This window comes from Streptomyces sp. FH025, assembly GCF_017427025.1.
Classification (GTDB): domain Bacteria; phylum Actinomycetota; class Actinomycetes; order Streptomycetales; family Streptomycetaceae; genus Kitasatospora.
Window position 1 is genome coordinate 1 of record NZ_JAFLNG010000972.1, and the last position, 2,206, is coordinate 2,206.

Below are 2,206 nucleotides of genomic sequence, written 5' to 3' on the forward strand. Positions count from 1 at the left end.
AGTCCACGGAGCCCGCCGGCGTTCCACCGTCCCGGACTCTCCGTCACCTCTGGCGGCCGGGACGGAATCCGGGTCAGTCTCCCTCCGGCGGAGCGCAGTCGGCGCCCCGCCGACACCCACGACAGGAAACGAGCCCTCCCGTGCGCAAGCCCACGCTCCGCCACATGTCCCTGCCCTTCGCCGCCGCCGCGCTGCTCGCGGTGGCCGCCACGCCGGCCGCCGCCGTGCACGGCGGCTCCGCCACCACCACCGCGGCACACCCGTTCGTGGTGGCGCTGGAGACCGCGGCCGGCGAGCAGTGGTGCACCGGAGCCCTCATCGCACCCACCAAGGTCCTCACCGCCGGTCACTGCGTCGCCGAGGCGGACGCCCCGACCACCCTGCGGGTGATCGCCGGACGGACCGACCTGACCACCTCCGCCGGGCAGGTCCGCCGGGTGAAGTCCTTCGCGCTCGACCCCCGCTACACCGCGGGCCTGGACCACGACTCCGCCGTGCTCACCCTGGACCGCCCGCTGCCGCAGCGGCCCGTCCGGGTGGCCGGGCCGGGCGACGAGCAGCTGTACCGGGCGGGCACGACGGCCACCGTCTACGGCTACGGCCGCACCGGCGCCGACGGACCGGGCACCCGCCTCAAGCAGGCCGAGCTGGCCGTCTCCCCGCTGGCCGGTTGCGAGCCCTACACCGCTCCCGGCGACTCCCCGCGCCTCAAGGTCTGCGGGCTGCCGAAGCCCGGCCGGACCGACAGCGTCTGCAAGGGCGACTCCGGCGGCCCGCTGGTCGCCGACGGCGTCCTGATCGGTGTCGTCTCCACCGGCAACAAGTACTGCGACACCCAGTACCCGGTCTCCGTCTTCACCCGCGCCACCGACGTCCCCACCGCCCTCCTGCCCCACTGACGTCCCCACCGCCCTCCTGCCCGCTGACGCCTCGGCCCGGACCGGCGCCGGCCCGATCGCCGTGAACTATCGAACCTGATACGGTCGTATTCATGACGAAAGAATTCGGCGCCCAGTCCGCCGTGACCGAGCTCCGGATGACCCTGAGCACCAGAGTGGTCGTCTGGCTCTTCTGCGGCGCGGTCGGCGCCGGCCTCGGCTTCGCCGTCCCGTGGCTCCTCCGGTTCGCCGCCAGGCACCCGATCCCGTACGCGGACACCGTGAAGTTCCTGGGCTCCTTCGACTCCCCGGCCATGGTGATCGGCCGGCCCGCGCTGCTCGCCCTCGCCGGTCTCGTGGTCGGGCTCTTCGTCACCTACCACAGCGCCACCCTGCACATCTCGGACGAGACCATCACGATCACCGAGGGCGACGACACCCGCGTGATCGCCCGGGACCAGGTCGGCGGCGTCTTCCGGCACGGCGGCAAGGTGCGGATCGAGTCACCGGCCGGGCGCGTCCTCTTCGACGACGACGTCGAGGGCGGGAGGGCCGCCATCTCCTCGGCCTTCCGCCGCCACGGTTACCCGTGGGAGGGCGCCTGAGCCCCCGAGGTCCGCCCCTCCTCACGTGTGACACAGTGACCGGACGCCCCCACCGGGGGACGCCGCCGAGAACCGAGGTCTCCGTGTCCGAGTACAAAGCCGCGCCGAGGACGGTCGTCGAGGCCTGCTTCGACCCGCGGGGCACCGCCTCGCTCGACTACGTCTACGACGTCGCCGCGGCGGCCGGCCTGGCGGACCAGCCGGTACGACTGGCGATCCGCCGGCTGGAGGCGGCGGGCGTCCTGCGACAGGAGGGGCGGGGCCGGAAGGGCCGCCTCGTGCTGACCGACGCGGGCCGGCTCCGCACCGACCTGGACGTCCGCCACATCGCGCTCGCCTACGCACAGGACGCCGGGCTCGCCCCCTGGGACGGCCTCTGGCGGCTGTACACCTTCTCCGTCCCCGAGCAGCACCGGCCGGAGCGCGACGCCCTGCGCGCCGCGCTGACCCGACTCGGCGGCGCCCCACTCGCGCCCGGCGCGTACGTCAGCCCGCACGACCTCCTGGAGGAGCTCGTCACCGAGACCTCGGAGGCGACCGTCGGCTCCTACCTGATCGCGGCGGAGGCCACCCGCCTGACCGGCCCGGGATTCACCGATCCCGCCGCCATCGCGGAGCGGCTCTGGCCGGCGACCGAGACCGTCGAGGCGTACCGGCCGCTCGCGGCGGCGCTCGGCGACACCTCCCCGCGCGGCGAGCGCGGTTCCGTCGCTTCCGTCGAGC

General features: G+C 74.4%; 3 protein-coding genes. All 3 read left to right on the plus strand.

Annotation, left to right across the window (positions count from 1 at the left end; translation table 11 throughout):
• The first annotated feature begins 140 nt into the window (after positions 1–140).
• Positions 141–899: a serine protease gene (locus tag J0670_RS36290; RefSeq protein ID WP_307806854.1), complete on the plus strand. Its 759-nt coding sequence runs from the start codon at positions 141–143 to the stop codon at positions 897–899.
• Between the two features lie 92 nt (positions 900–991).
• Positions 992–1,483 carry a hypothetical protein gene (locus J0670_RS36295; protein ID WP_207816996.1) on the plus strand — a complete coding sequence of 164 codons (492 nt, stop codon included), beginning with the start codon at positions 992–994 and terminating at the stop codon, positions 1,481–1,483.
• 83 nt (positions 1,484–1,566) lie between these two features.
• Positions 1,567–2,206: transcriptional regulator (locus J0670_RS36300; RefSeq protein WP_207816997.1), on the plus strand; the 640-nt coding region annotated here is incomplete at its 3' end.

Coding starts and splice junctions, on each gene's coding strand:
- J0670_RS36295 (WP_207816996.1), top strand. CDS start 992: ATGACGAAAGAATTCGGCGCCCAGTCCGCCGTGACCGAGCTCCGGATG.